Here is a 23,006-nt window from a genome sequence, read left to right on the forward strand (position 1 = left end):
GCGTTCAGGCGGGCGAGGCGGCGACCTCGACACGGTCCGTCTCACCGTCGGACAGGAACGCCGCCAGCGCCCGCCCCTCCTCGGCGACGGCGGCACGATCGGACCGGGAGAGGCGGCGCAGCGGCGTGACGGTCACGGCGCCGTCCTTGTCGTTCCAGGTGGCGGCGGCCCGGCCGTCGACCAGGACCACCCGCTCGCCGGCGACCGACAGGCCGCGGTGCTCGTCGTCGATGATCCGGCCGCGGTCCTGGTAGCCGAGGATCGCGTTGTCGAACGCGGGCAGGAAGCGCACCGGCACGGGCAGGTCCGGGTCGGGGCGCGGCGCGCCGGGCAGGTCCAGCAGCTCGCGGCCCCGCTCGTCGCGGAAGGACACCAGCTCGTCCCGGATCGCGGCCACCGCGCCCGGCAGCCCGGCGGCGCCGGACCAGGCGCGCACGTCGGCCGTGGCGGCGGGACCGTACGCGGCCAGGTAGCGCCGCACCAGCTCCCGCCCCACGGGATCGGTCCCGTCGGGGGCCGGCGGGTCGATCTCGCGGCCGAGCCAGGAGGAGAGCGGGACGTAGCGCGCCCCGCCCTTCGCGCGCCACAGCCCGCGCGGCGGCACCTGGACCGTCGGGACGAGGCCCGCGACCAGCATCTCGCCCAGCGCCCGCGGGCCGGCCGCCGGCCACCGCTCGGCGAGTGCCCGGCCGAGCTCGGCCATCGTGCGGGGCTCGCCGCCGTCCGCCAGCTCCCGGCCCGCCGCCGCGAGCTCGCCGAGGTCGGTCGCGGCGAGGTCGGCGCGGTAGACCCCGAGGACCTTCTGGCGCAGCATGGCGTCGTGGCGGGCCCGCCAGGCCAGCGCGTCGGCGGCGGTGACGAGGTGCATGGTGCGGCGCATCAGGTGGGTCCGCACCACCTGCCGCCGGACGAGCAGGTCCGACAGCACCGCGGGGTCGAACGCGCGCAGCCGCGACCAGAGCCCGGTGAACGGCTCCTGCGGTTCCTGCGCCTGGAGGCCGCACAGGTGCGCGACGGCGTCCAGGACCGGTACGTCGGCGCGTTCGAGCAGCATCTGCCGGGCCAGCGTCGCGCGGTTCAGCGCCCGGGTGGTCAGAACGGTCATCAGCGCCCTTCGGGTCGTCGTCGTTGCCCCCGCACGACAACCTCTCAGGAGAAGCGGCCAGGATGTGACCGCTATTGGCGCCAATATAGGGACCATGCCGAAGACATCCGCGCGGCTGCTGGCGCTGCTCTCGCTGCTCCAGGCGCGCCGCGACTGGCCCGGGGCCCTGCTCGCCGAACGGCTCGGGGTCAGCCCGCGCACCGTGCGCCGCGACGTCGACCGGCTGCGCGAGCTCGGCTACCCGATCGCGGCCTTCAAGGGGCCCGACGGCGGGTACCGGCTCGACGCCGGGACGGAGCTGCCGCCGCTGCTGTTCGACGACGAGCAGGCCGTCGCCCTCGCCGTCGCGCTCCAGATCGCCACCGCCTCCGGGGCCGGGATCGAGGAGGCCGCGGCGCGCGCGCTGAACACCGTCCGGCAGGTCATGCCCTCCCGGCTGCGCCACCGGATCGACACCTTCCAGGTCACCGCCGTCGAACGGCCCGCGGCGCGGGCGAACCCGCGGGTCGACGGCGGTGTGCTGATGGCGGTCAGCGCCGCCGTCCACGCCCGCGAGGTGCTGCGCTTCGATTACCCGCCCGCGTCACCGGCCGGAGCGGACGGCGGCGGCGCTCCCGTCCCGCCACGCCGGGTCGAGCCCCACCACCTCGTCACCTGGGGCGGCCGCTGGTACCTCGTCGCCTGGGACCTCGACCGCGCGGACTGGCGCACCTTCCGCGCCGACCGGATCACCCCGCGCACCCCGACCGGACCGCGCTTCACGCCCCGGGAGCTGCCCGGAGGCGACGTGGCCGCGTTCGTGGCCGACCGGTTCATGGGCGCGGGCGGCGGCGACTGGCCCTGCCGCGGCGAGGTGATCCTCGCCCTTCCCGCCGCCGCCGTGTCCCGCTACACCGGCGACGGGCTCGTCGAGGAGCTCGGCCCGGACCGCTGCCGGCTCGTCCTGGGCTCGTGGTCGTGGCCCGGCCTGGCCGCCGCCATCGGCCGCTTCGACGCCGACTTCGAGATCGTCGGGCCACCCGAGCTCAGGGACGCCTTCGCGCACCTGGCCCGTCGCTACACGGCCGCCGCGGCCGGCTAGCGGTCCGGGCCTGCCGGCTCCCCGGCACCGCGGTTCACCTGCTCGCGGGACGCCCCCGCGACCCGGGCGTAGCCGTTCACGATCGCTTCGAGCGCCGCGGTGTCGATCACGTCCTCGATGCGGTCGAAGCCGTCGGGCGCGCGGCGCTCGACCTCGTCGATGGCGTTCTCCGGCCCGCCCTTCCGGTTGCGCAGCACCACCTCGCTGGTCGTCGGCAGCCGATCGCGCTCGTACGCCAGCAGCGCCTCGGCGGGGTCGGCGTGCCGGGCCAGGTGGCGGCTGAGGCTGGTGGCGTCCAGGATGGCCTGGCCCGCGCCGTTCGACCCCATCGGGTACATCGGGTGGGCGGCGTCCCCCAGCAGGGTCACCCGGCCGCGCGTCCAGTACGGCAGCGGGTCGCGGTCGCACATCGGGAACTCGTAGCAGTCCCGGGTGGCCGCGACGAGCCCGGCGTGGTCGAGGAGCTCCGTGCGGAAGCGGGCGGCCCGCGCGCCCAGGCCGGACGGGTCGGCGTGGCGGGACCAGTCCTGGCGCTGCGGCGGCGGGTCGCCCGGCCGGCCGGTCTGCTCGCAGATCGCCCAGTTGGTCAGCTTCGTTCCGGGCAGCCGGCCCGCCGCGATCGGGTAGATCACCAGCTTGGCCCGGGTGCCGCCCGCGATGATCATCGACCGGCCGGTGCCGAACTCCGGCCACTCGGCGGCCCCGCGCCACATCATCACGCCGTTCCACAGGGGCGGCCCCTCCTCGGGGAACAGCAGGGACCGCACGGTCGAGTGGATCCCGTCCGCCGCCACCAGCGCGTCGCCGTACGCCGGGGGCAGCGCCCCGCCGTCGCGGCCGGCGAAATCGGCCCGCACCCCCGTCGCGTCCTGATCGAACCCGACCAGCCGGTGCCCGGTCCGCACCGCCTCCGGGCCGAGCCGCTCGCGCACCGCCTGGAGCAGCACCCCCTGGAGCCGGCCGCGGTGGACGCTGACCTGCGGGAAGGCGAAGCCGGCGTTCCGGCCGCACGGCCGGCGCATGATCTCGTGCCCGAGCCGGTGGGTGTAGATCAGCTCGTGGGTGCGGACGCCCGCCCCCTCCAGCCGGTCGAGCAGCCCGATCCCGGCCAGCTCCTTGACCGCGTTCGGCAGCGTGTTGACCCCGACGCCCAGCTCGCGGATCCGCTCGCTCTGCTCGTAGACCTCGCAGGCGATGCCCTCGTGATGCAGCCTCAGAGCCGTGACCAGGCCCCCGATTCCCGCCCCTACGACGACGACCTTCATGCTGCGAGCGTGCCATCCGGACCGGCGTCCCGATAGGCCCGGACCGATGAGAACGGGGGCCGGACCCGGTCTGCCTTTTCGACGGCTCATCCGAGGGAAAGGCGCAGTCATGACCGATCGCGACCCGGTCGAGGCAGTGGACCTCGACATCTACGACTCGGGCCCGCTGCCGTGGAGCCGCGTCCACGAGCGGCTCCCGGTGGACCTGGCCAAGGCCGAGACAGCGGTGTTCCTCGGTACGGTCCGTCCGGACGGGCGCCCGCACTCGGCCGGCGTCGGCGCGCTGTGGCACGACGGCGACCTCTATCTGACCAGCGGCCCGGCGACCCGCAAGTCCCGCAACCTCGCGGCCAACCCGGCGTGCACGCTCTCCATCCGGCTGACCGGCGTGGACCTCGTCCTGGAGGGCGAGGCCGCCCGCACCGTCGAACCGGACGTGCTGGCCCGGGTGGCGGCCGGCTACCGGGAGGGCGGCTGGCCGGCGGAGGTGGACGGCGACGCACTCACCGCCCCGTTCAGCGCGCAGAGCGCGGGCCCGCCGCCCTGGCACCTCTACCGCTTCACCTTCCACACCGCCTTCGGGGTGGCCACCGCGGAGCCGTTCGGCGCGACGCGCTGGCGCTTCGAGCGCTGAGGCGGCCGCCGGCGCGGCCGCCCCGTCCGAAGGCCCCGGGCCCGGAGCGCGCGTTCCGAGCCCGGGAGGCGGGTCAGTAGTCCGGGTTGTTGGTGACCGGGATCTCGATGCTGATCGGCAGGTCCCCGCCGGACAGCACGAGCAGGGCCGCCAGGCGGAGGATCTCGTCGAAGGCCCAGTAGAACTTCTGCAGGGCGCCCGGCGCGTCCTCCATCGCGAGGATGCCCTCGCGGACGGCGACGAAGGGCTCCCAGAGCGTCTCGAAGACGCCGTCCCACAGCGGGTCCCGCCGGATCCGCAGCCAGTCGGCGATCTCGTCGCCGAGCACGTAGCGGGTGAGCGAGCCGAGGATGGGCTTGGTGATGTACTTGAGGGGGCCGCCCGGGACGATCGTGGCGAGGTTGAGCAGCATGTCGGCCAGCTTGATGCCCTCGGGCGTCGGCGCCAGGATCGGGTCCAGGACCTGCTTGGCCTGCGAGTTGGCCTCGTCCCACGACTTGGGGATGTACTCGTCCTTGATACCGAGCATGTGGGCGCACAGCTGCCACGAGTGCAGGAACGCCTCGGACTCGGCGGCGGGGATCGGGACCTTCCACTTGACCAGGTTCTGCATGACGGTCGTGGGCAGGCTGTGCCAGGTGACCATCATGTCCGCCTGGCTGATCGGGATCTCCTCGTCCGCGACCTTGTTCCAGTACGCCGACTTCGGCAGCAGGTGGCGCACGCCCGCGTGCGCCAGCCGGGTCTTGACGCAGGTCACGACCATCTCGCCGTCGGCCGCGTAGGCGTTCGACGTCCCGATGTCGTAGCCGAGCTTGGCGGTCTTGGTGATGCGGTCCCGCATGTCCGCACCGCCCTTGGAGTAGTAGACGGCGCGCGCCTCCCTGGGGATGACGGTGCTCATCATCCCGCTGGCGAACCCGTAGGTGACGCCGAGGTAGAGCCCGCGCTTCTCGTTGAAGCCGACGGCGGTCTCGAGCTTGCCCTGGTCGGCCCAGGACGGCAGCCGCCTGGCCCGTTCCATGAAGTCGCGCAGGTCCGCGGGGAGCCCGCTCGGGAGCGCCTGGCCGTTCTTGGTCCAGGTCCGCAGCTTCTTGTTCACGTCGGGGACGGCGCCCCGGTCGAGCAGCGAGGCGACCAGCTGGTCGGCCTCCGGGTCCCACACGCCGCGCGGGTCGGCCCCCGCCCCCGCGCCGGCGATCGATCCTTCGGGTGACCACGTCCACAGCCGGGACGCGTGGGCGGGCGTCGCGGCGCTCAGCGCACCGACGGCGCCCAACGCTCCACCCGTCATCAGCACGTTGCGTCTGCTGGGCTTGTCCATGCTTCGTTCCTCCTCGGGGCCGAGAGCGCCGTGCGATACGGTGAAACGCATCCTGCATCCGCGTATCATCGACGGCAGTCCAATGACAGCACACTGTGTCGGCCGCCACAAGACCTGATCTTGACGGCGGCCGCGGAAGGGTGCGGCAGAATGGATGGGGCCGTCCCAGGAGGAGAACGTGGAACCTGTGCTGTCCTTCCTCACGGCGACCTCGGGGGACGAGTCGCTGCTGGAACGCGCGTACAGCGAGGCCGTAGACCAGGTCGACGAGAACGGCGAGACCGACCCCGCCCGCGCGCGCGTCCTCGACGCGGCGTACGAGCAGTTCTGCCGGATGGGCATCCAGCGGTCCACCATGGAGGACGTGGCCCGCCGGGCCGGGGTATCCCGGATCACGGTCTACCGCCGGTTCGCGACCAAGGACGCGCTGGTCGAGCAGGTCGTCCGCCGCGAGTTCCGCCGCTACTTCGACCGGTTCCTCACCGACATACAGCGGGCCGAGACCGCCGCCGACCGGGTGGTGCTGGGCTTCGTCAGCTCGCTGCGCGCCATCCGCGGCAACCCGCTGATCGGCGGCCTGATCGACGCCGAGACCGACCTGCTCGTCTCCGCGATGATCAGCGACGGCGGCCACACCCTCGCCACCGTGCGGCGGTTCGTCGCGGGCCAGCTCCGCCAGGAGCAGCGCGCCGGGAACGTGCCGGACGGCCTGGACGTGGACCACGTGGCCGAGATGATGGTCCGCGTCTCCGCGTCCTTCCTGGCCATCCCCAGTCGGCTCGTGGACCTCGACGACGACGAGCAGCTCGCCGCCCTCGCCCGCCGCTTCCTCGTCCCCATGCTCGAACCGCCCGCCCCGCCCGGCTAGCGCGTACGGCGGCGGTAGGTGAGGCGGCGCAGGAGCGCCTCGGCGGGGCCGCGCCGGCCGGTCCTCGCGGCCAGGCCCGCGGCGAGCACCGTGGCCAGCCAGGTGAGCGCGGCCGCCGCGGCCATCGCGGCGGTCCCGAGATCGTCGCCGAGCCCGCCCGCGTACGGCGCGAACAGGGCGACGAACACCACCGACTGGGCCAGGTAGCACGACAGCGAACGCCGGCCGGTCGCCGTCAGCGCCCGCGCCACCGGCCCGCCCCGGCCCGCCCGGCCGGCGGCCGCCAGGGCGAAAGCGGCGCCGGCGCCCAGCGCCGCCGCGAACCCGGTGAGGACGTGCAGGACCGAGGCCAGGAACGTCGCCCACGTTCCGGCGCTCCAGAGCCCGGCGGCGATGAGGCCGAGGGGGACGCCGCCGGCCGCCCCGGCGGGGATCCCGATCAGGGCGGTGCGCCGGAGGAGGGAGCGGTGGCGGTTCGGGTCGTCCAGGACGCCGCGCCGGGCCGCCCACACGCCCAGCAGCATCGGCGCGAACGCGGACAGCGAGAGCAGGACGACGTCCAGCGGCCAGGCCGCGGCGCGCAGGACGAGCGCCTCCCAGGGATCACCGGTGAGCAGCGACGGGATGCCGTTGCGCACGGCCGTACCGAACGGAGGCATGCCCACCAGCGCGGCCAGCGGTACGGCGGCGACGAGGGCGGCCCCGGCCGAGGCGAGCAGGGTCCGGTCCCGGGCCCGCAGCATGAGCAGGAGCCCGAAGCCCAGGATGCCGTAGATGGCGAGGATGTCCCCGCCGAAGAGCAGGAGCAGGTGGGCGAGGCCGAACGCGGTGAGCCACCCGAAGCGCCGCCGTTGCAGCCGGCGCACGGCCTTGAGGTCGTGTCCCGACGCGGACTGGCGGCGCGTCATCTGCACGGCGCCGTACCCGAACAGCGCGGCGAACAGGGGCAGCCACCTGCCGTCCACGAGCGCCACCAGGAGCAGGTCGGCCGCGCCGTCCAGCGGGGATCCGCCGACCGGGCGGGAGCGGGCCCCGTACTCCGGGGCGTTCACGTAGTAGACGGAGTTCGCCAGGGCGATGCCCAGGAGCGCGGCTCCGCGCGCCAGGTCGGGGGCCAGCGAGCGTTCCGCCTCGGGTGTCGGCGCGCCGGCCGGCGCGCGGTGCGATGTGGTCTCGTCCATGACGGCGAGTCTCGGCAGGGTCCCCGCGGCGCTGTATCCGCCGGACGGGTCATCCGCGATTCGACCGGTTGAATCCCCCGCTGCCGCCGCCCTCCGGGCCGGGGCTCCGCGCTCATCTCGGATCGGGCACCGGCCTGCCCGAACGCCCCCACGCCACCGGACGGCTAGCACACGGCGTCGCGGGCGCGTGTCGTCCGATCGATGGAATCCGCGCTCTGGTCCGGCATCCTCGCCGTACGGACTCCCGAGCCGGATCGGTGGATACTGCGAGCGTGGCCGGAGACGTTCGACGACAGGAGGCCACCGTGACCGTCCCCGCGGACCCCGGGTGGCGCAGCCCCTGGGACCGGGTCTGGCTGGCGTCCCCGTACGCGGCGGTGGCGGCGGCGTCCCTGACCGCGGCGGCGCGGCGCCCCGAGCCCTCGCCGGACCTCCTGCTCACGCTCGGGATCGCGGCGCTGGCCGCGCTGTGGCACTGGTGGATGGTCACGGCGCACCCGCGGTGGCCGGAACGGGTCGCGGCCCCGATGGTGCTGTACTTCACCGTGCTGTTCGGCCTGGCCTGCTGGCTGTTCTCGCGCGAGCCCGTGTACGTCCTGCTGCTGGTCGCCTGCTACCCGACCGCGTTCGTGACGCTTCCGGGATGGCTCGCCTACGTGGGCGTTGCGGCCACCAGCGCGGCGCTCGTCACCGACTGGGGATGGTCGCCGGCGCTGGTGGCCACCTCCTGCGCTACGACCGTTCTGATCAGCGCCGTGGGAGGAGCGCTGCGTACGGTGGAGTCCGAGGTCCTCCGCCGCCGCGCCGCCTACGAGGAGCTCGCCGAGGCGCACGCGCGCCTGGCCGAGCTGGCGCGGCACAACGCGGGCCTCCAGGACGAGCTGCTGGAACGCGCCAGAGCGGCGGGCGTCCTGACCGAACGCACCCGCATGGCGCGGGAGCTGCACGACACGCTCGCCCAGGGGCTGGCGGGGATCCTCACCCACCTTGAGGCCGCCGGCGGGCACCTCCCCGCGGACGGCCCGGCGCGCGGCCATGTCGACATCGCGCGGGAGACGGCGCGCGAGAACCTCGCCGAGGCCCGCCGCTGGATGCTCGCCATGCGGCCGACACCGCTGGACGCGGGGACGCTGCCCGAGGCGATCGAGGCCGTGGTCGAGCGCTGGCGGGCGGGCGGCGGCGCGGACGCCGCCCTGACCGTCACCGGGACCCCCGTGCGGCTGCGCCCGGAGGCCGAGGAGGCGCTGCTGCGCGCGGCCCAGGAGGCGCTGGCGAACGCGGCCCGGCACGCGCGGGCCCGGCACGTCCGCGTCACGCTGTCGTTCATGGACGACGTCGTCGCGCTCGACGTGCACGACGACGGCGTGGGCTTCGACCCGGACGCGGCGGCCGCCAGCCCGGCGGGCGGCGGGCTCGGCCTGAGCGCGATGCGGCACCGGATCGCCCGGTTCGCCGGAACGCTGAGCATCGAGTCGGCGCCCGGCCGCGGCACGGCGGTGAGCGTCACCATCCCGGCGGTACGCCCGGAGACGGAGGAGCGGGAATGCGTGTGAACGGCCCGGACGGCACCGGAGTCGTCCGCGTGGTCGTGGTCGACGACCACCCGGTGGTCCGCGCCGGGCTGCTGGGCATGCTCGGCGGGGAGCCGGGCTTCGAGGTGGTCGCGGAGGCCGCCGACGGCGCCGAGGCGCTCGCCGCGGTGGCCAGGACGCGCCCCGACGTCGTCCTGAGCGACCTGCGGATGCCGGGCGTGGACGGCGTGGAGCTGATCCGGCGCCTGGCCGGCGCGGCGCCGCGGACGCGGGTGCTGGTGCTCACCACCTACGACGGCGACGCCGACGTCCTTCCGGCGATCGACGCGGGAGCGGTGGGCTACCTGCTGAAGGACTCCCCGCGCGAGGAGCTGTTCCGGGGCCTCCGCGCCGCCGCGCGCGGCGAGAGCGTCCTGGCGCCCACGGCGGCGGCCCGGCTCATCGAACGCGTCCGCGCCCCCGCGCGGCCGCCGAAGGGCCCGCTGAGCGAGCGCGAGATCGAGGTGCTGGCGCTGGTCGGCGCGGGGGCGAGCAACCGCGAGGTCGCCGCCGCGCTGTTCCTCAGCGAGGCGACCGTGAAGACCCACCTGGTGCGGATCTTCGCCAAGCTGGGCGTGTCCGACCGCACGGCCGCCGCGGTCACCGCGCACGAGCGCGGCCTGCTGCCCTGACGGGCGCCGCCTCTCGCTCGCCTCTCAGTCGCCTCTCAGTCGCCGGTCTCGGTGCCCAGCAGGGGCTCGTCGGCGGCGCGGAGCTCCTGGTTGGGGAGGCCGTCCGGGTAGTCGCGCCTGACCCGGTCGAGGGCGGCGAGCGCGATGCCCAGGTGGCGGCGCTTGCTCGCCTCGTAGAAGGGCTGGGCGCCGCCGGCGAGCTTGGGTTCGGCGTGCAGGGGCTTGTCGGAGACGCACAGGAGTGTCGCGTTGGGGATGCGGTAGCGGAACCCGTTGGCCGCGATCGTCGCGGACTCCATGTCGACGGCGATGCTGCGCGCGCTCTTCATCATGGCCAGCGTGCGGCCCTGGTTGAACTCCCAGTTGCGGTTGTCGGTGGTGTGGACGACGCCGAGGCGGTAGCGGGCGCCCGCGGCATCCAGGCTGTCGAGCAGCATGGTGTTGAGCCGGTGGTTGGGGATGACCGGGATGTCGAGCGGCAGCACCTCGTCCAGGACGTGGTCCGCCCGCTGGTACGCGGTGGCGAGCACGTAGTCGCCCAGCGCCTGGTGGTTGCGGAGCCCGCCGCAGTGGCCGATCATGATCATGGTGTCGGGGCGCAGCACCGCCAGGTGGTCGGTGATGGTCTTGGCGTTGGACGGGCCCACGCCGATGTTGACCAGGCTCACGCCGCCGCCGTCCGGCGTCCGCTGGTGCCAGGCCGGCATCTGCACGCCCGGCCGCGCCGGGCCCTCCGCGTCGGGGAAGCGCTCACGGAACGACTCGACGTGCATCGCGTAGTTGGTGAACAGCACGTGCCGCTGGAACGACTCGGCGGGCGTCCCGCAGTAGTGCGAGAGGCGGTCCAGCGAGAGCGCCATGCGTTCGGGGCCGAACAGGAAGAGCTTCTTGCCGCGCAGGTCGACGCGGTCCTCGTCCAGGGCGGTGAAGAAGCCGGGATCGTTGAAGTCCAGCGCCGGGCGGGACGCCCGCACGGTCACGGTGGCGCCGGACCTCATCAGGGCCGACAGCTCGCGGCGCAGGTAGGCGCGGATCGCGTTCGGGCGCGCGAACTCGCCCGCGATCCGGGGGTTGGCCGTGGACCACGGCCGCTCCACGTCGACGGCCGGATACCAGCCGTCCGCGTCCACGGAGTCGAGCGCGTCGAGCAGCTCCTCGACGGCGGGCTCGATGGCGGCGGGTTGGGTCCCCGTGGCAGGCCCCGCCCCGTCCCCGGCCGCCGGCTCCGTTCCGCCTCGCGCCACCCCGAACCACCTCGCACGTCCGCGCCGAACCGTCCACGGCCACCCTAGATCACCGCAGGACGGCCGCCGCGCCGCCGACCGCGTCGTCGGCCGCCCGTTCTCATGAGCGGATCGCCGGGCGTTCCGGGGGTGCACTCTCTAAAGTTTCGGACATGGACCCTCAGATGCCCCCCATCACCCCCTTTCCCGCCGGACGGCTCCAGGCGTCGGCGACCGAAGAGCTGCTCACCCGCGAGTTCGACAACGACCCGGCGCCGGTCTACGAGCGGCTGCGCGGCAAGTACGGCAGTGTCGCCCCGATCCTGCTGATGGGGGTGCCGGTCTGGATGGCGCTCGGCTATGACGAGGTCCTGTCCGTGCTGCGCAACCACAACGGGCTGTGGAGCAAGCGGATCAACGACTGGCGCGCCTACGTGCACGGGGAGATCCCCGCGGACTGGCCGCTGCTGACCGTTCATCTGAACCCCGGCGTGCCGTTCCACGAGGGCCGCAGCCACGCCGAGCTGCGGGAGGCGTGGGCGGCGGGGCTGAAGCCGTTCCAGGACCGCACGCAGCCGCAGGCCCGCCGGCTGGAGAACGAGATCCGCGGCCACGCCGACGAGCTGCTCGCGCTGCTGGCCGAGGGCGGGCCGACCGGGTTCGCCGACCTGGCGGCCCAGTACGCGCGGCCGCTGACGCTGGTGGCGTGCAACCGGCTGATCGGCATCGACGCGACCACCGACGAGGCGCTGATCGACACCTGGCGGGTGGTCGACGCCGGACCCGACGCGGCCGGGGCGATGAGCCGGCTGACCACCGCGATCGGCCAGGTCGTCGAGACCCGGGTCGGGAATCCCGGCGACGACGTGCCCTCGGCGATGCTGGCCGCCGCCCCCGGGCTCGGCACCGACAAGGTCGCCATGGAAGTGGTCAACCTGATCAGCACCCTCGGCGACTTCACCAGCCTGCTGATCTGCAACACGATCGTCGAGGTCGTCACCGGCGACGCCGGCGTCCGCGCCAGCCTGGCCGGCGGCATGCTGCACGAGACCGTCAACCGGGCCGCGATGGCCAAGCCGCCCAACACCAACCTGACGCTGCGCTTCGCCACGACCGGCACCAGGCTCGGCGGCGTGGCCATCGCCCCCGGCGACCCGGTCATGCCGTCGGTGGCCGCCGCGCACGCCGACCCGGGCTTCGCCGGCGCGCTGGACCCGCACTCGGTGCACAGCTCCCGCGCCCACCTCGCGTGGGGCGCCGGCCCGCACCGGTGCCCCGGCGACGAGCTCGCCACCACGATCACGACGATCGCCGTGGAGCGCCTCTTCGAGCGGATGGCCGAGCTGGAGCTGGGCCTGCCCGCCGACCATCTCCCGTGGCGCTCGTCCGCGCTCATGCGGGGCCTGAGTTCGCTGCCGGTGCGCTACCGCCTGCGCCAGCAGCCCGCCGCCGCCGCGGAACAGGCGGCGCCCCGTACGGGAGCGGACAGGCCGGCGGAGACCGCGGCCGGGCCCGGCCCGCGGACCCAGTCCGCGCTCGCCCGCCTCGTCCGCACCCTGCTCAGGCAGCGCTCCTGACGCCCCTCACAGGGAGCCGCCCGCGTCGATGACGTGGGTGGCGCCCGTGACGTACGCGGCGTCGTCGGAGACCAGGTGCAGGACCGCGTTGGAGATGTCCTCCGATTCGAGCGCGGCGACCGGGAGCTTGTTGAGGGCGCGCGCCGCCTCCTCGAAGTCGGCGCGCGCCGGGTCGTCCAGGTCGGGGCGGAACAGCCGGTACGTGGCGTCGTTCAGGATCATGTCGGTCGCGACCGTCGTCGGGTGGACGGTGTTGACCCGGATGCGGTGCGGGGCCAGCTCCTTGGCCATGACCTTCATGAGCATGACCAGCCCGGCCTTGGCCGCGGAGTAGTGCGCGGTGTTCTCGTTGGCGTAGATCGCCGCGAGCGAGCTGGTGATGACGACGGCGCCGCCGCGGCCGCCGGCGACGATGTGCGGGACCGACGCCTTGAGCGACTTCCACACCCCGGTCAGATTGATGTCGATCATGTCCTGCCAGGTCTGGTCGCTCATCTCCAGCGTCGGGGCCGGGGCGGAGATGCCGGCGTTCGCCAGGACGATGTCGAGCCGGCCGAACTCCGCGACCCCGGCCTCGACGGCGGCGGCCAGCGCCGCCGAGTCGCGGACGTCGGCGTCGCGGGCGACGATCCGGCGGCCGGTGGCCTGGACCAGCCGGACGGTCTCGGCCAGGTCCCCGGCCGTGGCCAGCGGGTAGGGGACGCTGCCGACCTTCGCCGTGGTGTCGATCGCGATGATGTCGGCGCCTTCGCCCGCGAGCCGTACCGCGTGGCTGCGGCCCTGGCCCCGCGCCGCTCCGGTGATGAACGCGACCCTGCCGTCCAGCTTGCCCATATCCGTCTCCCGTGCCCGATCCGAGGGTTCTCCCGGAGGTTATGGCGCACAGTGACATAAGTCCAGGATCCCGTCGGCACCGGCGCGGGCACCGCGTGCGACCATCGGGGCATGCCCCCACCCCGACCGCGCCGGCCAGGCGCCGACCGCGGCGGACGCCCCGCGCTGACCAGCGCGCACGCGCTCGCCGAGATCGCGCAGCGGCTGTTCCTCGACCGGGGCTTCGAGGAGACGTCGGTCGACGACATCGCCGCGGCCGCCGGGATCAGCCGCCGCACGTTCTTCCGCTACTTCTCCACCAAGGCCGACGTGCTCTGGGTCGAGTCGGCGGCCGAGTTCGCCCGCTTCCGGGCGGAGCTCGCCGCCGCCCCGCCCGGCGAGCCGTACGACGCGGCGCTCCGCCGCGCGGCGCCCCGCGCCCTGCACCATCCGCCCGAGCACCGGACGTGGGCGCTGCACCGGGCGCGGCTGCTCCTCGGCGTCCCGGCGGTCCAGGAGAAGGCCGCCGCGCGGCACGCCGAATGGCGGCGCATCGCGACCGACTTCGTGGCCGCGCGCCGCGGGACCGGCCCCGGCGACCTGGTGGCGATCGCCGCCGGGCACGCCGTGCTCGCCGCCACGCTCGCCGCGCACGAGTACTGGCTGGCCCACCCGGACGAGGACCTGCCGGACATCCTGGGCCGCATGCTCGCGCTCCTGGTCCCCCGCCCGGAGTGACCGGCCGGCGGCGCGCGGGCGTCACAGGTCGCGGTGGTCGAAGACCCGGCGGGTCTTCCGCTCGCTGCGCGGCAGCGAGCCCTCCGGGACCAGGTCCAGGGCGACCCGGACGCCGATCCGCTCGCGGAGCCGCCGCGCCAGCTCCGCCGCCAGGCCCGGCCGGTCGCCGCCCTCCACCCGGATCGTCAGCTCCTCGCGGCCGTCGCCGTCCCGCGTGATGTGCGCCTGGAACTCCGGGCCCGCGCCGGCCACCTCGGCCAGGACGGTGTCGACCTGCGCCGGGAGGAAGATCACGCCGCGTACCTTGACCTGGTCGTCGGAGCGTCCCACGATCCGGCCGATCCGCGGGTACGGGCTCCCGCACGGGCACGGGCCGGAGTAGAGGTACGTCAGGTCCCGGGTGCGGTACCTGATCAGCGGGGTGGCCTCCTTGGACAGCGTGGTGACCACCAGCTCGCCGACCGTGCCGGGCGGGACGGGCGCCAGCGTGTCCGGATCGACGACCTCGGCGTGGAAGTGGTCGTCCCAGACGTGGATGCCGTCCCGGCGCGCGCACTCGATCCCGGTGCCCGGCCCCCACAGCTCGGTCGACCCGTACAGGTCGTAGGTCCGCACGCCGAGCAGCGACTCGATCCGCGCGCGGGTGCCGTCGCCCCAGCGCTCCGAGCCGGTGACCGCCGTGCCCAGCGACAGGTCGCCGCGGATCCCGCGCCGCTCCACCAGCTCCGCGATGAGCAGGGTGAACGACGACGTCGCGCACATGACCGTCGTGCCCGCCTCGCGCATCATCTCCAGCTGCGTCTCGGTGTTTCCGGGCCCGGTGGGCACCGCGAGCGCGCCGAGCCGCTCGACGCCCGCCTGGATGCCGGCGCCCGCCGTCCACAGCCCGTACCCCGTCATCACCTGCACCCGGTCGTGCGAGGTCACGCCCGCGAAGGCGAAGCTGCGGGCCGTCATCTCCACCCAGTCCTCGACGTCCTTGGCGGTGTAGGCGCAGATGGTGCGCCGCCCTGTGGTGCCGGACGACGCGTGGATCCGGACGATCCGCTCGGCCGGGACCGCCGCGTACTCCAGGAAGTGCGTGTCCCGGATCTCCCGCTTGGTGGTGAACGGGAGCCGCGCCAGGTCGTCCGCGCCCTCGATCGACTTCGGCTGCACGCCCGCGGCGTCCAGCTTGGCCCGCAGGAACGCCGATCCGGCGTGGGCGCGCTCGACCGCCTCGCGCAGCGCGCGGGCGTCCAGCGGTCGTGGGGACGTCATGGCGTCACCGCCTTACCAGTAGCCGTTCGGGGCCGCGGAAGTCGAGCGTCGGCTGCCAGGGGACGTCGTCCTCGGCGAGCCGGAGCTGGGGGAAGCGTTCGAGCAGGCGGGGCAGCACGACCGCCGCCTCGGCACGGGCCAGCGCCGCGCCGAGGCAGAAGTGCGCGCCGTGGGAGAACGCGAGGTGCGGGTTGGGCGAGCGGGTGATGTCGAAGCGGTCCGGGTCGGGGAACGCGTCCGGGTCGCGGTTGGCGGCGCCCAGCAGCAGGACGACCGGGTCGCCCGCCTTCAGCTCCAGGCCGCACAGCTCGCGGTCGCGGTCGGCGACGCGGGCGGCGATCTGGACGGGGCTCTCGTAGCGGAGCATCTCCTCGGCCGCGCCGGCCAGCAGCGACGGGTCGCCGGCCAGCAGCTCGCGCCGGCCGGGATGGCGCAGCAGGGTCAGCACGCCGTTGCTCAGCATGTTCGTGGCGGTCTCGTGGCCGGCGGTCATCAGGAACAGCGCGTTCGCGGCCAGCTCGGCGGGCGTCAGCCGGTCCCCGTCGCCGGTGGCCTCGATCATCGCGCTGAGCAGGTCCGGCCCCGGGTCGGCCGCGCGCTCGGCCGCCAGCCGGGCGACCAGCCCCCGCATGCGGGCCGCGCCGGCGGCGGCGCGGCGGGCGGCGGCCGGGGTGAGGGCGCCGGAGCCGACGACCAGGACCAGATCGCGCGCCCACGCGCGGAAGGCGTCCCGGTCCGCCGCCGGAACGCCGAGCAGCGCGGCGACCACGATCGCGGGCAGCGGGTACGTCAGGTCGCGGTGCAAGTCCATGACGCCGCCGATGTCGAGGGCGTCCAGCAGCCGGTCGGTCTCGGCCGCGATGGCGGGCCCGGCCCGCTCGACCACGGCGGGGGTGAACGCGCGCGCCAGCAGGTGCCGCAGCCGCCGGTGCGCGGGCGGGTCCCTGAAGACGACGATGTCGCGCAGCGTCCGTTCCAGGAGGGCCGCCTCGGCGCGGGCGGGCGGCGGCAGCGGGCGCAGGATCGCCGACACCCGGTCCGCGCGCAGCTCCCGGTCCTGGAGGGCCGCGCGGACGTCCCCGTACCGGAACAGCACCCGCCGCGGCGGCCGCCCGGCATCGGCCGCCGCGCGGATCTCGCGGTGGACGCGGTACGGGTCGCGCAGCCCCGCCGGGCTCAGCAGCCACCGCAGCAGCGCGCCCGCGCCCGCGGACGCGGACGCGGCGTCCGGCTCAGCCATCGGCGCTCCCCTCCGGGCTCCAGGCCAGCAGCCGCGCGCGTACCAGCAGGAACAGGCGGTCGAGGACGAACCCGATCGCGCAGATCAGCACGACCGCCACGTACATGTCGGCGGTGGCGAGCGTGCGGTAGCCGATCGCCATCGCGTGGCCGAGCCCGTCGGCGGCCACGATCAGCTCGGCGACGAACACGCCGCTGATCGCCCCGACCAGGCCGATGCGGGCGCCGGTCAGGATGCCCGGCAGCGCGGCGGGCAGCACCACCCGCACCAGGATCCCCGCCCGGGACGTGCCCAGCCCGGCCGCCGACCACACCATGCGCGGCTCGACGCGCGACGCGGCGGCGATGGTGGCCAGCAGGATCGGGAACACCGCCTCGGCGAAGCCCATCGCGACCTTGGACGCCGTCCCGAGCCCGAACAGGATCACCAGCGCCGGATAGATCGCCACCTTGGGCGTGGGGAACAGGAACGACACGACGGGACGGAACATGAGGCGTACGGCGCGCACCCGCCCCATCAGCAGGCCCAGCGTCACGCCCGCGACCAGGGCCAGGCCGAACGACAGCAGGATCCGGCCCAGCGTGACCGTGCTCGCGTCCAGAAGCGTCCCGTCGTCCCACATGGCCCGCGCCCGCTCCCAGACGCGTCCCGGCGGCGGCAGCGTGAAGGCCGTGAACAGCCCGGAACGCGCGACCGCCTCCCACGCGACCAGCACCAGCACGACCGGGTAGGCGTACACGAACGCCTTCACGGCGGCGCCCGCGGGCCCGCGGCGCCGCCGCGCGTCCACCAGGGACGCCGGGACCGGCCGCGCCACCATCAGATCTCCCCCTCCAGCCACGGCAGCCCGCGCCGGACGGCCCGGACGTAGACCGCGTCCAGCAGGAACCCGATCGCCGCGATGACCGCCGCCGTCGCCCAGACCCGCAACGTGTCGCCGTGGTCGTAGTAGGTGAACAGGTACGCGCCGATCCCGGACTGGCGGATCATCAGCTCGGCCGCCATCAGCGCGAAGATCGACACGCCGATCGCCATCCGCACCCCGGACAGGATCTGCGGCAGCGCGGCGGGCAGCACCACCCGCGCCAGCGTCCCGATCCGGCCGCCGCCCAGCCCGCGCGCCGACCAGACGAGCCACGGCTCGACCGCGCCCGCGCCGTGGAAGCTCGCGATCACGATCGGGATCAGGCAGGCCAGCACCACGATGATCACCCGGGACGTCGTCCCGGCGCCGAACAGCAGCACCAGGATCAGCGTCAGCGCCACCTTCGGCACCGGGTAGCTCATCGTCAGCACCGGCTCCACGGCGTGCCGGACGAGCCGCGACCGCGCCATCACGACCCCGAGCGGCACCCCGATCAGCACGGCCAGCGCGAAGCCGAGCCCCCACCGGTACGCCGAGCCGGCGACCTCGGAGCCGAACGCCGGATCGGTCAGCACCGCGCCGATCTCGCCGAGCACCTCGCTGAACGGCGGGACGCTCGTCGGCCGGACCAGCCCGAGCCGGGGCGCGACCTCCCACACCAGCAGCAGGAGCGCCACGCCCGCCGCGGGCGGCAGCAGGGCCGCCGGCCCGCCCCGGGCCGTCCCGGCGCCCCCGGCCGGCTCAGTCGCCATCGTCCTCTCCGTCGTCGCGGAGCAGGTCCCAGATCTTGCGGTGCAGCACCGGGTAGGCCGGATCGGCGAGCATCCGCTCCCGGTCGCGGGGCCGTTCCAGCCCGACGTCCAGCACCGCCTTGATCCGCGCCGGCCGGTGCGAGAACACGTAGATCCGGTCGGACAGGTAGATCGCCTCCTCGACCGAGTGCGTCACGAACAGCACGGTCTTGCGGGTGCGCTCCCAGATCCTCGTCAGCTCCGCCTGGAGCACGGCGCGGGTCTGCGCGTCCAGCGCGCCGAACGGCTCGTCCATCAGCAGCAGGTCCGGGTCGGTGGCGAGGGTGCGGGCGATGGCGACGCGCTGCTTCATGCCCCCGGACAGCTCCTTCGGGTAGAGCCGCTCCACGCCCCGCAGGTTCACCGTCTCCAGGTGGCGGCGGGCCCGTTCGAGCCGCTCCGCCCGCCCGACCCCCTGGCGGGCGAGGCCGTACGCGACGTTCCCCAGGACCGTCTTCCAGGGGAACAGGGCGAACTCCTGGAAGACGATCCCGCGTTCCGGCCCCGGGCCGCGCACCGGCTCGCCGTCGCAGCGGACCGTTCCGCTGGACGCGCCGACGAAGCCCCCGACGATGTAGAGGAACGTCGACTTGCCGCACCCGGACGGTCCCACGATCGAGACGAACTCGCCGGGGCCGACGGTCAGGTCGATCGACTCCAGCGCCCGTACCGGGTCGCGGCCGCGCCGCGCGAACACCTTCCCGACGCCCTCCGCGCGCACCTTCGGCGGCGGCGCGCCGCCCTCAGGCACCGGACCCGTCGGTGATCGACACGTCGGCCAGGTGGTCCTTCACCTTGAGGCTCTTGCCGAACGCGCCCTGCTTGTGGAAGAAGTCCCACTGCCGCTGCAGCGCCCCGACGCTGATGGCCGCGCCCGCCGGACGGTAGAAGTCGTCCTTGGTCAGCAGGAACCTCTTCAGCAGGTCGGGCGGCATCTTGGTGGCCTTGGCGCTCGCCGCGATCACGGCGTCGCGGTTGGCGGGGTCGTTGACGTACTTCGCGACGGCGGCGAAGTCGTCCATGAAGCACTTCACCGCCCGCGGGTTGTCCTTCACGAACTCGCCGCGGAACCCCTGGAGCAGCTGGACGAACGGGTCGATCACGTCCACCACCCGGAACAGCGGGTGGTAGCGCCCGGTCGCGGAGATCTGCGAGTAGAACGGCTGCGGGAACGTGCCGAACACGAACCGCCCCGCCTCGATCCCCTCCACCACCTGCCCGAACGGGACCTCGACCTTCTTGTAGTCCCTGTCCGGCTCCAGCCCCGCCTTCGCCTTGAGGTAGTAGTCCTGGACGTAGTCGGTGGAGGCGCTGACCGCCACCGTCGACACGGTCTTGCCCGCCAGCTCCGCGGGCGCCTTGATCGACTTCGGCACCATGTACGCGGTGGAGAAGTGGGACCGGCGCTCCTCGATGAACTCGCCGGTGATGACGATGTCCGCGCCCTTGTCGAGGCCGTTCGCCACCGAGAGCCCGCCGACCGTGGCGCCGTCCAGCGTGCCGGCGGCCAGCCCCTGCACGCCGGGCGCGGTCCCGGCGAACTGCCTCCACTCGATCTTGTAGCAGGTCCCCAGGTTGGGGGCCGCCTTCGGGTTCGCCTGCATGACGTACTTGATCTCTTCGGCCGGGACGCCCCACCCCATCCGGATCGTGGGGGTCCCCTCGTTCCCGTCCCCGTCGCCGCCGCATCCCGCGGCGCACAGCGCAAGGCAGGCCAGAATCGCGCACCCTCGACGCATCCCGAGTCCTCTCGCTCGATGTCGTGCGTCGCCACCCGTCACGAGCGTCCCCGCAACTCGCCCGCTTGTCGATGCCCCCGGGCCGCGTGGCGCGGCCGGGAGTCCTCAAGTGGCCAATGCGCGCCGAAAGCCCGCCGCCCTCGCCGGGCGAGGCGAGGGCGGCGGCCGCCCGCGGCACGCGGTACACGGTGTGCGGTGTCAGGGCTTCTTCAGCTGCTCCGGCGGGATGGCGTCCACGACGCGCTGGTCGGTGATCATCCAGGAGAGCAGCGGGGTGCCCGGCCTCTGGTCGGCGCCGTACCGCGCCGTCCTCCCCTCCTTCGACGCCCTCGCCCGCGCCTCCGGGTCCGAGAAGTCCTTCGGGTCCGCGACGTCCTTGCCGCCCTTGGGCTGGAACGAGCGGTCGGGGTCGGCGACGGTGCGGGTGCCGAGGAAGCGGTAGGTCCCGGGCTCGAACAGCAGCTCCTCCCGGACGCCGCGCCACGTCTGGCCGACCGCGATGTGCTTCTTGGTCGTCTCGACGAGCTTCACGCCGGGCAGCGTCCCGGTCGCCTTGAACATCGCCGCCTGCGCGGCGGGCGCCAGCCGGGCACCGGAGACGATCTCGTGCACGAAGCTGTAGGCCCGCACGTCCGGCGGCATGGGACCCGGAGCCTTCTGGTAGAGGTAGGCGCGCATGGCCTTAACGTCGATCGGCAGGTCACGCCGGTAGGCCGGGTCGTTCCCGCAGTCGGCGGGCGCCTTGGCCGGAGCGGGCCGCGCCATGGCCTCGCATACCCAGAACCGCTGGCCCCCCTCGATCTTCAGGCCGATGCCCTTGCCGTTCACCGAGTACCAGCTCTGCTCGCGGACCACGGTGGGCGTGTCGAAGCCGCGCGACTCGGCCGCCCGGTAGATGTACTGGCCCGGGCGCGGCTCGGCCTCCCTGGCCGCGGTCTCGGCGGCGCGGTCGAGGACCTGCGGCGCGCTCATCGGGACGACCATGGTGGGGCCGCCGTCCGGGTCCGTGCCGGGGGCGGCGTCCGGTACGGCGACCAGGGCCGCGGCCACCCCGCCGGCCAGGGCCGCCGCGCCGAGGCCGGCGAACAGCAGCCGGTGTCCCGGGGCGCGGCGGCGGGTGCTCATCTCGGTCATCAGCGCGGTGCGCCGGGCCGCGTGGCGGCCGGCGGGCATGTCCTGCCGCGCGGGCGGCATGGGGGGCGTCTGGTCGATCATGAGGCCTCCTCCGTGTAGAGCGTCGTGGGCCGGTCGCCCCTTCTGTGTCCGTCCGCCCGGGCCGGTTCCGCGCCCTGGCGGAGCCGCTTGCGCGCCCTGGCCAGCCGCGACCGCACGGTCCCGACCGGTACGCCGAGCGCCGCGGCGGCCTCCGCGTACCCGAGGCCCTCCCAGACGCAGAGCGCGAGGACCTCCTGGTCCTTGCGGTTCAGCCTCCTGATCGAGTCGAGCACCGCGCGCATCTCGTGCTCGGCGTCGAGGCGGGCGGCGGCGGCAGCGGCGTCGTCGACGGCGGCCGGCAGCGCCCGCACGCGTTCCAGGGCGGCACCGTGCCGGCGCAGGCTGCGGCGGTGGTTGCGGAGGACGTTGCCGGCGACCCCGTAGAGCCAGGGCAGCAGCGAGTCCGCGCTGAGCCGCACCTGGGACCGCCGGCGCCAGGTCTCCATGAAGACCACGGAGGTGAGGTCCTCGGCCGCCGACCAGTCCGCCGTTCGGCGGAAGCAGTAGTTGTAGACGGTGCGCGAGTGCCGGTCGAAGAGCTCGCCGAACGCGCGCTCGTCGCCGTTCCGGGCACGGCCCCACAACTCCGCGTCCGCGGGGGGTTCGTTGGTCATGACCTGCTTGTGTCCGGTGCGCCCGTTCGGTTCCCCCACATTCTGATCCTTTTCGGATGGAAAGGGCGTGCCGCCCGCGACGGTGCGTCGCGGGCGGCACGGGCGGCACGGTGCGGGGCGGGATCAGCGCCTGGGTTCGGCGTTCGTCCACTCGGTGACCTGGTACACCTCGTACCCGGCCAGCTCGCCCGGGCGGTGGAACCGGTCGGGCATGTTCTCGGCCTTCAGGCTTCGCGGCCTGCCGTCGTCACCGGCGGGCAGCTTCCGGCTGCCCTTGGGCGGCGTCGCGACCAGGTCCCGGACGGCCAGCAGCGTCCCGGCGGCCGGGTCGACGATCAGCTGGCGCCGGTACGTGCCGAGCTGCTTCGGCGCGGTGTAGAGCCCCAGCGGCACGGTCGTCTCCAGCGGCAGCGAGACCGCCGTGCCGGGGCGGCCGGCCGGGTCGGTCACCCTGCCCTCGGCCCTGACCCCGGGCTGGGCGGCGAGCATCCGGAACGCCGCCGCGCGCACCTTCGGCGGGGCGGGCGCCGTGGACAGCAGGGTCCGGGTCACCTCGCTCAGCGCCCGGACCCGCTCCGGGCCGCGCAGAGCGCGGATCGGCTCGGACTGGCGGCTCTCGGAGTACGCGTGCCAGTCGCCCTTGAGGTCCAGCAGCGACCGCTCCAGCGCCGCCGGCTCGGTGGGCAGCGCGGCGATCTGCGCCGCCGTCAGGCCGAAGTAGCGGTCGTCGGCCGGGTACCAGGCCGGCGTGCCCTGCTGGGTGGGCGTCGCCATGTCCAGCTTCATCTGCTCATCGCCGCCCTCCGAGTTCGGGATGTTCGCCCACTTGGGAGAGCCGGCCGCGCGCCACTTCCGCGCGTCCTCGGGCGTGAGCGGGACGTCGGAGTATTCGATGTGCGCCCAGATCGCCTTGCCGCCGCGCTCCGCCCAGCCCTCGCCGCCCTGCCGGGAGTCGACCTTGTAGTGGTCCGCCGCGCTGCCGCCGACCGCGTAGATCTCGCCGCTGACCCTCTTGACGTGCCAGTACTTGCCGGCCGGCGCCTTCTGCGCGTTGGCCGCGGCGACCAGCAGGACGTTCCCGCCCTGCGCCACGGCCTTCTCCTCCGGGGCGCCGTCCGGCTGGGACACGACGGCGACGGCGCCCGCGGCCACGGCGGCGGTCGCCGCCAGGCTCGCCAGCGGCACCGCGAAGCCGCGACGGACGCGGAGTTCGTGACGGGGACGGCGACGGTCGAGGAGCGGCGCGGCGACTACCGGTTCGCGATCGTGC

Annotated in this window: 22 protein-coding genes; 7 read left to right on the forward strand and 15 right to left on the reverse strand. The window is 74.5% G+C overall.

Features of this window, described 5'->3' with window-relative positions:
• Positions 1-4: 4 nt before the first annotated feature.
• Positions 5-1,105, reverse strand: a complete 1,101-nt coding sequence (locus AB0881_RS12940) for a winged helix DNA-binding domain-containing protein (RefSeq protein ID WP_366616714.1) — start codon at positions 1,103-1,105, stop codon at positions 5-7.
• Between the two features lie 94 nt (positions 1,106-1,199).
• Here AB0881_RS12940 and AB0881_RS12945 point away from each other — a divergent pair, with 94 nt between their 5' ends.
• Complete coding sequence (locus tag AB0881_RS12945) at positions 1,200-2,186, forward strand: WYL domain-containing protein (protein ID WP_366616715.1); 987 nt, start codon at positions 1,200-1,202, stop codon at positions 2,184-2,186.
• Here the strand turns inward: AB0881_RS12945 and AB0881_RS12950 are convergent.
• A complete protein-coding gene (locus AB0881_RS12950; protein ID WP_366616717.1) occupies positions 2,183-3,451 on the reverse strand; it encodes a flavin-dependent oxidoreductase in 1,269 nt (422 codons plus the stop codon). The two genes, AB0881_RS12945 and AB0881_RS12950, sit on opposite strands and share 4 nt — an antisense overlap.
• A 109-nt stretch (positions 3,452-3,560) precedes the next feature.
• Here AB0881_RS12950 and AB0881_RS12955 point away from each other — a divergent pair, with 109 nt between their 5' ends.
• Complete coding sequence (locus AB0881_RS12955) at positions 3,561-4,085, forward strand: pyridoxamine 5'-phosphate oxidase family protein (protein WP_366616719.1); 525 nt, start codon at positions 3,561-3,563, stop codon at positions 4,083-4,085.
• A 73-nt stretch (positions 4,086-4,158) separates the two neighbouring features.
• Here the strand turns inward: AB0881_RS12955 and AB0881_RS12960 are convergent, their stop codons facing one another.
• The gene (locus tag AB0881_RS12960) at positions 4,159-5,409 is read right to left on the reverse strand and encodes an oxygenase MpaB family protein (protein ID WP_366616720.1); all 1,251 of its coding nucleotides are present in this window, start codon (positions 5,407-5,409) and stop codon (positions 4,159-4,161) included.
• Between the two features lie 178 nt (positions 5,410-5,587).
• Here AB0881_RS12960 and AB0881_RS12965 point away from each other — a divergent pair, with 178 nt between their 5' ends.
• Positions 5,588-6,277, forward strand: a complete 690-nt coding sequence (locus AB0881_RS12965) for a TetR/AcrR family transcriptional regulator (protein ID WP_366616722.1) — start codon at positions 5,588-5,590, stop codon at positions 6,275-6,277.
• Here AB0881_RS12965 and AB0881_RS12970 read toward each other — a convergent pair.
• Positions 6,274-7,458: a DUF418 domain-containing protein gene (locus AB0881_RS12970; protein ID WP_366616723.1), complete on the reverse strand. Its 1,185-nt coding sequence runs from the start codon at positions 7,456-7,458 to the stop codon at positions 6,274-6,276. The genes AB0881_RS12965 and AB0881_RS12970 overlap by 4 nt on opposite strands.
• Positions 7,459-7,763: 305 nt before the next feature.
• Here AB0881_RS12970 and AB0881_RS12975 point away from each other — a divergent pair, with 305 nt between their 5' ends.
• Positions 7,764-9,011, forward strand: coding sequence for an ATP-binding protein (locus AB0881_RS12975; protein WP_366616725.1), 1,248 nt, complete (start codon positions 7,764-7,766; stop codon positions 9,009-9,011).
• A complete protein-coding gene (locus AB0881_RS12980) occupies positions 9,002-9,661 on the forward strand; it encodes a response regulator transcription factor (protein WP_366616726.1) in 660 nt (219 codons plus the stop codon). The genes AB0881_RS12975 and AB0881_RS12980 overlap by 10 nt, the downstream gene beginning before the upstream one ends.
• Positions 9,662-9,696: 35 nt before the next feature.
• Here AB0881_RS12980 and AB0881_RS12985 read toward each other — a convergent pair whose 3' ends face one another.
• A complete protein-coding gene (locus AB0881_RS12985) occupies positions 9,697-10,905 on the reverse strand; it encodes a hypothetical protein (RefSeq protein ID WP_366616727.1) in 1,209 nt (402 codons plus the stop codon).
• Positions 10,906-11,057: 152 nt separating this feature from the next.
• On the opposite strand from AB0881_RS12985, the gene AB0881_RS12990 reads away from it, so the two are divergent.
• A complete protein-coding gene (locus AB0881_RS12990; protein ID WP_366616729.1) occupies positions 11,058-12,461 on the forward strand; it encodes a cytochrome in 1,404 nt (467 codons plus the stop codon).
• 6 nt (positions 12,462-12,467) lie between these two features.
• Here the strand turns inward: AB0881_RS12990 and AB0881_RS12995 are convergent, their stop codons facing one another.
• Positions 12,468-13,295: a mycofactocin-coupled SDR family oxidoreductase gene (locus AB0881_RS12995; protein ID WP_366616731.1), complete on the reverse strand. Its 828-nt coding sequence runs from the start codon at positions 13,293-13,295 to the stop codon at positions 12,468-12,470.
• A gap of 111 nt (positions 13,296-13,406) precedes the next feature.
• On the opposite strand from AB0881_RS12995, the gene AB0881_RS13000 reads away from it, so the two are divergent.
• Positions 13,407-14,012, forward strand: coding sequence for a TetR family transcriptional regulator (locus AB0881_RS13000; RefSeq protein ID WP_366616733.1), 606 nt, complete (start codon positions 13,407-13,409; stop codon positions 14,010-14,012).
• Between the two features lie 21 nt (positions 14,013-14,033).
• Here AB0881_RS13000 and AB0881_RS13005 read toward each other — a convergent pair whose 3' ends face one another.
• The 9 genes from AB0881_RS13005 to AB0881_RS13045 all read right to left on the reverse strand — a co-directional run.
• On the reverse strand, positions 14,034-15,272 hold the full coding sequence (locus AB0881_RS13005) for a phenylacetate--CoA ligase (protein WP_366616735.1): 1,239 nt from the start codon (positions 15,270-15,272) through the stop codon (positions 14,034-14,036).
• 4 nt (positions 15,273-15,276) lie between these two features.
• A complete protein-coding gene (locus tag AB0881_RS13010) occupies positions 15,277-16,512 on the reverse strand; it encodes a cytochrome P450 (RefSeq protein WP_366616736.1) in 1,236 nt (411 codons plus the stop codon).
• Complete coding sequence (locus tag AB0881_RS13015; protein WP_366616738.1) at positions 16,505-17,332, reverse strand: ABC transporter permease; 828 nt, start codon at positions 17,330-17,332, stop codon at positions 16,505-16,507. Before AB0881_RS13015 ends, AB0881_RS13010 begins: the two co-directional genes overlap by 8 nt.
• The gene (locus tag AB0881_RS13020) at positions 17,332-18,129 is read right to left on the reverse strand and encodes an ABC transporter permease (RefSeq protein ID WP_366616740.1); all 798 of its coding nucleotides are present in this window, start codon (positions 18,127-18,129) and stop codon (positions 17,332-17,334) included. Before AB0881_RS13020 ends, AB0881_RS13015 begins: the two co-directional genes overlap by 1 nt.
• Entirely contained in the window at positions 18,119-18,919 is an 801-nt protein-coding gene (locus AB0881_RS13025; RefSeq protein WP_366616742.1) for an ABC transporter ATP-binding protein, read from the reverse strand. The genes AB0881_RS13020 and AB0881_RS13025 overlap by 11 nt, the downstream gene beginning before the upstream one ends.
• Entirely contained in the window at positions 18,912-19,907 is a 996-nt protein-coding gene (locus AB0881_RS13030; RefSeq protein WP_366616744.1) for an ABC transporter substrate-binding protein, read from the reverse strand. Before AB0881_RS13030 ends, AB0881_RS13025 begins: the two co-directional genes overlap by 8 nt.
• Positions 19,908-20,105: 198 nt before the next feature.
• On the reverse strand, positions 20,106-21,122 hold the full coding sequence (locus tag AB0881_RS13035; RefSeq protein WP_366616746.1) for a CU044_5270 family protein: 1,017 nt from the start codon (positions 21,120-21,122) through the stop codon (positions 20,106-20,108).
• Positions 21,119-21,736 (reverse strand): RNA polymerase sigma factor, encoded by a 618-nt coding sequence (locus tag AB0881_RS13040; RefSeq protein WP_366616748.1) that lies wholly within the window; start codon positions 21,734-21,736, stop codon positions 21,119-21,121. Before AB0881_RS13040 ends, AB0881_RS13035 begins: the two co-directional genes overlap by 4 nt.
• A gap of 123 nt (positions 21,737-21,859) precedes the next feature.
• Positions 21,860-23,006: CU044_5270 family protein (locus AB0881_RS13045; protein ID WP_366616749.1), on the reverse strand; the 1,147-nt coding region annotated here is incomplete at its 5' end.

Origin of the sequence: Spirillospora sp. NPDC029432 (assembly GCF_040703975.1) — a bacterium.
GTDB lineage: Bacteria > Actinomycetota > Actinomycetes > Streptosporangiales > Streptosporangiaceae > Spirillospora.